This is a genomic window from Kitasatospora sp. NPDC002965 (assembly GCF_040611255.1).
GTDB lineage: Bacteria > Actinomycetota > Actinomycetes > Streptomycetales > Streptomycetaceae > Kitasatospora.
Genome location: NZ_JBEXNT010000182.1, coordinates 9,007 through 14,508, shown reverse-complemented (window position 1 = coordinate 14,508; position 5,502 = coordinate 9,007). Strand labels below are relative to the sequence as shown.

6 protein-coding genes are annotated in these 5,502 nt (G+C 75.6%); 3 read left to right on the top strand and 3 right to left on the bottom strand.

Features of this window, described 5'->3' with window-relative positions:
- A partial coding sequence (locus ABZY91_RS38490; protein WP_355408462.1) for a LysR family transcriptional regulator occupies positions 1-910 on the bottom strand: 910 nt, incomplete at its 3' end.
- A gap of 199 nt (positions 911-1,109) precedes the next feature.
- Between ABZY91_RS38490 and ABZY91_RS38485 the strand changes: the two genes are divergently transcribed.
- The 3 genes from ABZY91_RS38485 to ABZY91_RS38475 all read left to right on the top strand — a co-directional run bounded on the left by ABZY91_RS38485 (position 1,110) and on the right by ABZY91_RS38475 (position 3,759).
- Positions 1,110-2,375 (top strand): MFS transporter, encoded by a 1,266-nt coding sequence (locus ABZY91_RS38485; RefSeq protein ID WP_355408460.1) that lies wholly within the window; start codon positions 1,110-1,112, stop codon positions 2,373-2,375.
- 218 nt (positions 2,376-2,593) lie between these two features.
- Entirely contained in the window at positions 2,594-3,400 is an 807-nt protein-coding gene (locus tag ABZY91_RS38480; RefSeq protein WP_355408458.1) for a TIGR04222 domain-containing membrane protein, read from the top strand.
- A gap of 152 nt (positions 3,401-3,552) precedes the next feature.
- On the top strand, positions 3,553-3,759 hold the full coding sequence (locus ABZY91_RS38475; RefSeq protein ID WP_329878039.1) for a hypothetical protein: 207 nt from the start codon (positions 3,553-3,555) through the stop codon (positions 3,757-3,759).
- 113 nt (positions 3,760-3,872) lie between these two features.
- On the opposite strand, the gene ABZY91_RS38470 is transcribed toward ABZY91_RS38475, so the two are convergent.
- Both ABZY91_RS38470 and ABZY91_RS38465 read right to left on the bottom strand, forming a co-directional pair.
- Entirely contained in the window at positions 3,873-4,688 is an 816-nt protein-coding gene (locus ABZY91_RS38470; protein ID WP_355408456.1) for a class I SAM-dependent methyltransferase, read from the bottom strand.
- 141 nt (positions 4,689-4,829) lie between these two features.
- The gene (locus tag ABZY91_RS38465; protein WP_355408454.1) at positions 4,830-5,333 is read right to left on the bottom strand and encodes a hypothetical protein; all 504 of its coding nucleotides are present in this window, start codon (positions 5,331-5,333) and stop codon (positions 4,830-4,832) included.
- Positions 5,334-5,502: the final 169 nt, after the last annotated feature.

The following is a 5,502-nucleotide window of genomic DNA, read 5'->3' as shown; positions in this document are numbered from 1 at the left end:
CGGCCGCGCCCGGCGCCGCCCGGACGGCCGCGGCCAGGGCGCCGGCGAAGCCGCGGACCGCAGCCGACTCGTCACCGGCGCGCCACACCAGGCCCAGGGCGGAGTCCGGCAGACCGGTGACGGGCAGGTAGCAGAGGTCCTCGCGCCGGTGGTGGTCGGCGGTCGGCCGGCAGAGCAGCATGGCCCCCTGGCCGCCGGCGGCCAGCGAGAGGCCCTCCTGCAGGGTGCGGACCTCGGGGCCGGTGGGGATCGGGACGCCGTCGGGCGTGCGGTCGGGCACCTGGGCCCGGCGCCAGTAGGCGGGCGCGGTACGCGCCAGGTCGATCAGGGTCGTGCCGGCGAGCTGCTCCGCGTCGACCGAGGCGGCCCCGGCCCACGGGTGGTGGTGGGCGACCGCGAGGTAGTGCGGCTGCCGGGAGAACACCAGCCCCAGGGTCAGGCCCTCCTCGACGACCGGCAGCAGGACGACCGCCGTGTCCACGTCGCCCCGGCGCACCGCGCCGAACGGGTCGGCCAGCGGGAGTTCGGTGATCTCGACGGCGCAGTCGGGCCGTTCCCGCCGGAACGCGGTGACGGCGGCCGTGAAGCCGGCGCCGGCGCTGCCCTGGAACCCGACCCTCAGCAGCCCCCGCACCCCCTGCGCGGACGCGCGGGTCGCTCGGTCGACGGCGTCTCGCAACGCCGCGTAGGCGGGGGCGAGTTCGGCCAGGAAGTCCTTCCCGGCGGGAGTCAGCCGCACCCGGCGGCTGGTGCGGTCCAGCAGTCGGGTCCCGATCCGGCGCTCCAGCGAACGGACCAGCTGGCTGACCCGGCTCTGCGAGACCAGGAGCCGCTCGCCGGCACGGCCGAAGTGGAGCTCCTCACTGACGGCGAGGAAGCACTCCAGCTCCCGCAGGTCCGGACTGCCCATGGCGGGGACTCCTCTCGGCGCGCGCCGGTCGCCCGGAGCACGGATGTGGCGGATACGGCGGACGTGACGGATGTGACGGATGTGACGGATGTGGGATGTGCGAACGTGACGGCGGGCGAATCGATCGATGAGCCCGACTCATGGAAGCGTGAGTGATCCGTCCTTGTTCCCACCTGCGCCGACGCGTTGGCTGGGACGCATGGCAGACCACTCCCTGACACCGACCGCCGCCCCGCGGCCGCCCTTCCCGCCCTCGTCCTCGTCGCTCCCCTCCGCCCCGGTCGCGCGCCCGCCGGGCGGGTGGCCGGCCGTCCTCGCGGTGGCCGCCGCGACCTTCGCCGTCGTCACCTCCGAGATGCTGCCCGTCGCGCTCCTCACCCCGATCGGCGGCGCGATGGACGTCACCGAGGGCACCGCCGGACTGACGCTCACCGTCACCGGGCTGGTGGCCGCCGTTTCCGCCCCGCCGCTCACGTCCGCCCTCGGCCGGTGGGACCGCAGGCGGGCGCTCTGCGTGCTGCTGGTCCTGCTGGGGGCCGCCAACCTGCTGGCGGCGTGGGCGCCGGTGTTCGCGGTCATGGTCGCCGCCCGGGTCCTGGTCGGACTGGCGATGGGCGGTGTCTGGTCGCTCGCCGCCGGGGTGGCGGTCCGGCTGGTGCCGCGCGCCTCGGCCGGGCCGGCCACCGCGACGGCCTTCAGCGGCGTCGCGCTCGCCTCGGTCCTCGGCGTCCCCGCGGGCGCCTTCCTCGGGGGGTCGGCCGGCTGGCGGGAGGCCTTCGCCGTGCTCGGAGGTCTGGCGCTGCTCGTCGCCGCAGCCGTGGCGCTGCTGGTCCCGCCGCTGCCCGCCGAACGCGCGCTCGGCCTGGGCGGGGTCCTGCGGCTGGCGGCCGTCCCCGGGGTGCGGACCGGGCTGATCGTCGTCGCCCTCCTGGTGACCGGGCACTTCGCCGCGTACACCTACGTGAGTCCCGTCCTCGAAGAGGTGTCGGGTGCCTCGGCCGGGCAGGTCGGCGTGCTGCTGCTGGTCTACGGGGCCGGGGGGATCGTGGGCAACTTCGTGGCCGGCGCCGTCGTGGGCCGCGGTGTGCGGGCGTCGGCGGCCGGGATCGGTGCGGCGCTCGCCGTCACCGTCCTGGCGCTGCCCGTGGTCGGCAGGGGTGTGCCGGGCGCGGTCGTCCTGGTGGCACTCTGGGGCCTGGCGTACGGGGGCGTGTCGGTGACCACGCAGACCTGGCTCACCCGGGCCGCCCCCGACGCGACCGAGGGCGCGTCCGCGCTGTTCGTCGCGGTCTTCAACGCGGCCATCGCCCTGGGCGCCCTGGCCGGCGGGCGGATCGTCGACGGCCTCGGCCCGGCGGCCGTGATGTGGCTCGGCGGCGTCCTCGTCGCGGCGGCCCCCCTGGCCGCCGCCCTCCTCCCCGGTCCGTCCACCGTTCCCGGTCCGCCCGCCCCTCCCCGCGGGTGACGAGCGGGGACGCGGGCGGACGGCTCCGGTCCCGCCGGACTCCGGGGCCGTGCAACCGCCCCGGGTTGCTGCCGGGTTCCGACACCCGGGCGCCGGGACCGGGCGGGCAGGGCGGACCGGGCGGACCGGGGTTGTCGGAGGCCGCCCGTAGGCTGGGGGCGCCGCCGGGAGCGCGGTCAGGGGAACGGTCGGTCGAACGGGTCGGGGGAGGGAGCGCGGTGGAACCCGGACTGTCGCTCTACGAGCTGGCGTTCGTCGCAGGCGGGGCGGAACGCGTCGTGGACACCGCCCTGGTGCGGATGCACCGGGAGGGGCGACTGGTCGTCGACGTGGAGGCGGCGTGGGTCACCGTCGTCGATCCGCGCCCGACCGACGACGTGGAGGCCGCGCTGCTCGCGGCCGTCGGGCGGGACCTCCGCCGCCCAGTGGGGGAGGTCCGTGCGGCGGTGCGCCACCACCCCTCCCTGGTGGCCGTCGGACGCGGACCGGACTTCAGGCGGCTGACGGGCCGGGGCGAGGGAATCCGGCTGCTGGCCGGCTGCCTGACGCTGGTACTGCTCTTCGTCCTCTTCCTGGGACTTCTGTCGGCCGCGATCGCCTGTGCAGGTGTGGTCGTCTTCTCGTCGGTGGGGGAGGGACCGGTCCTGGCACCGCTGGTGGCCGTGGTCGTCCTCCTGGTGCTGATGTACCTGCTGGTCCGCTTCGCCACCTGGGTGTCCGACCGGACCGCGGACCGGTCCACCGCGCGACTGCCGCGGCGGGCCCGACGCCTGCTGGCGGCGCTGGCCGCGGGCGCGGAGGTACCCGCGGCGTGGCGGCCGGCGCCGGAGGCCTGGACGCCGAGCGGGCCGACCGTACCGGGGTCGGTCGCGCTCGACGGCCTGCGGTCCTCGGCCCTGGACCCCCGGTGGGCGGCGGCGTTCCGGGGGTGGCCGGCCGGGGAACCGACGGGACGGGAGCGGGCACCCGGGCCCGGGCCCGCGCCCGGGTGTGAGCCGGCCCCGGCTCCGGACGGCGCAACCTGACTCACCCTCAGGAGGTAACTTCTCACCCGTTCGCACCGTTCGGCTTGCGAGAATCCCGCCCTTTCCACGTTCGTGTGCAAACGTGTCTCCGCCCGGACCCGTCCGGGTTGGCGGAAGCCAGCTACTGAACCCTTGACCAAGGAGAACCTGAGATGTCGGTTCGTGGAAATCTCCGCAAGTTCGCCGTGATCGCGACCGTCGCCGCTGCGGCTGCCGTCGTCACGCCGACCGTCGCGGTGGCGCACGGCGGGGGCCACCAGCCCTCCGCGCAGTCGGGCCTCCAGGCCGGCAACGCCGCGGTCGGCCTCGTCGGTCCGCGCGCCAACTGGCTGCAGTGGTTCGACCGGAGCAACGGCTGATCCACCCCCGCGCCCCGGAGCTCCGGCTCCGGGGCGTTTTCCTTTGCCCGAAGCCCCGAAGCCCTCTGTGGCTCGGGCGGTTCGGGCGGTTCGTGGCGGTTCCGCCGGTGCGCCTACTCGGGCTTCGTGGCGCGGAGCGAGTACATCAGCGGGACGCGCGGCCGGCCCTCGGGGAAGCGGTAGCCCGCGTTCTGCTCCAGGACGGGGAACCGGGCGAACAGCGTGTAGTCGTACTCGTGCAGGAACTCCAGGCGGAGTCCGGCGGCGGTGAGGGCGCTGATGACCTCCCCGAGACCGTGCTGCCACTCGACCGTCACGTTCGCGGTCGTCGCGGCGTTCTGCTCGGCGTAGGTGCCGGGCTCGTCCCAGACGGTCGGCCCGTCGTGGAAGTAGTCCAGCTCGACGGTCCGGCCGTCCTCGGCGAGGGTGTCGCCGAACGGGTGGAACTCGGCGAGGTAGAGGAAGCCGCCCGGGGTCACGAGGGAGGCCGCCGTCCGCGCCCAGCGCTCGATGTCCGGGAGCCAGCACAGGGCGCCCAGGCCGGTGTAGACGATGTCGAAGGTCTGCGCGTCGAGCACGTCGACGGCGTCGTACACGTCGGCGGTGACGAACCGGGCCGTGGCGGCGCCGATCCGGTTCGCGACGTCCCTCGCGACGGCGACGGCCGGTTCGGAGAAGTCGAGGCCGGTGACGGTGGCTCCGCGCCGGGCCCATGCCAGGGTGTCCAGGCCGATGTGGCACTGGAGATGGACCAGGGTCTTGCCGTCGACGTCACCGACCTCGTCCAGTTCGAAGTCCCGCAGCCCGCCCTTGCCGGCGACGAAGCCGGCGATGTCGTAGAACTCGCTGGCGGCGTGGATCGGGACGCGCTCGTCCCAGTTCGCGCGGTTGGTCGCGCGCCAGTCGGTCGGTGCCGGAGTCTTGGTCATGACAGGCACGCTAGTCAGCGGTCGGAGCGGTGCTCAAGCCGTTTTGTGCCGTCCGGCCGAATCGCCCCGCCGGGCCCCGTCCGGCCCGCCGCGTCGGGGCGGCCCGGTCGGCGCCCGGTCGGCGCCCGGCCTCGTGCGGGCTCAGCCCAGGGTGACGGTGAGGACGTCCTCCTCCCGGCTGATGTGGTCGATCGTGATCTCCCCGGTGGCGCCGTCGTAGGCCCCGGTGCCTCCCGTGACCGCGAACGTGTGGGACCACTGCCTGGGCGCCGTGAGCACCTCGGTCAGCGCGGGCAGGGGGCGGGGAAAGGCGGTGGCGGCCGTGAGCGTCCCGTCGGCCAGGCGGAGGACCAGGGTGGCGATGACGAGGGCCCCGTCCGTCCCGACCGTGACGGGGAGGCAGTGGGCGCTCTCGGTGCCGGCCGGACTCCCCTCCGTGTCCAGGAGTTCGTAGTGGACGAAGTACGGCGTGCCGGTGGTGAGGACGTCCGGGATGTTGGCCGAGGCGCGTCTGCCGGTCAGGGTGAGGGTGCGGGCCCGTCGGGCCGCGCGGGCCGGCGCGGCCAGGCCGACGGTCGCGCCCGCGCCGACGGCTGCCGCCGATGCCATGCGCAGGGCGTTCCTGCGGTTGAGGGGGGTCGTCATGTCGTGGGTACCTCGTGTTCTCGGGTGCGCAGGCCCCGGGGCCCGTACGTTCCGGTGCTCCGGTGCCCGTACGGTCCCCGGGCCGGTGTGGTGCCGGGGGGGCGCGGGGGGGGGGGGCCCGGGGACGGAGAGTGGGGGGGGGGGGTGGGGGGGGGCGGCCCCCGCGGCG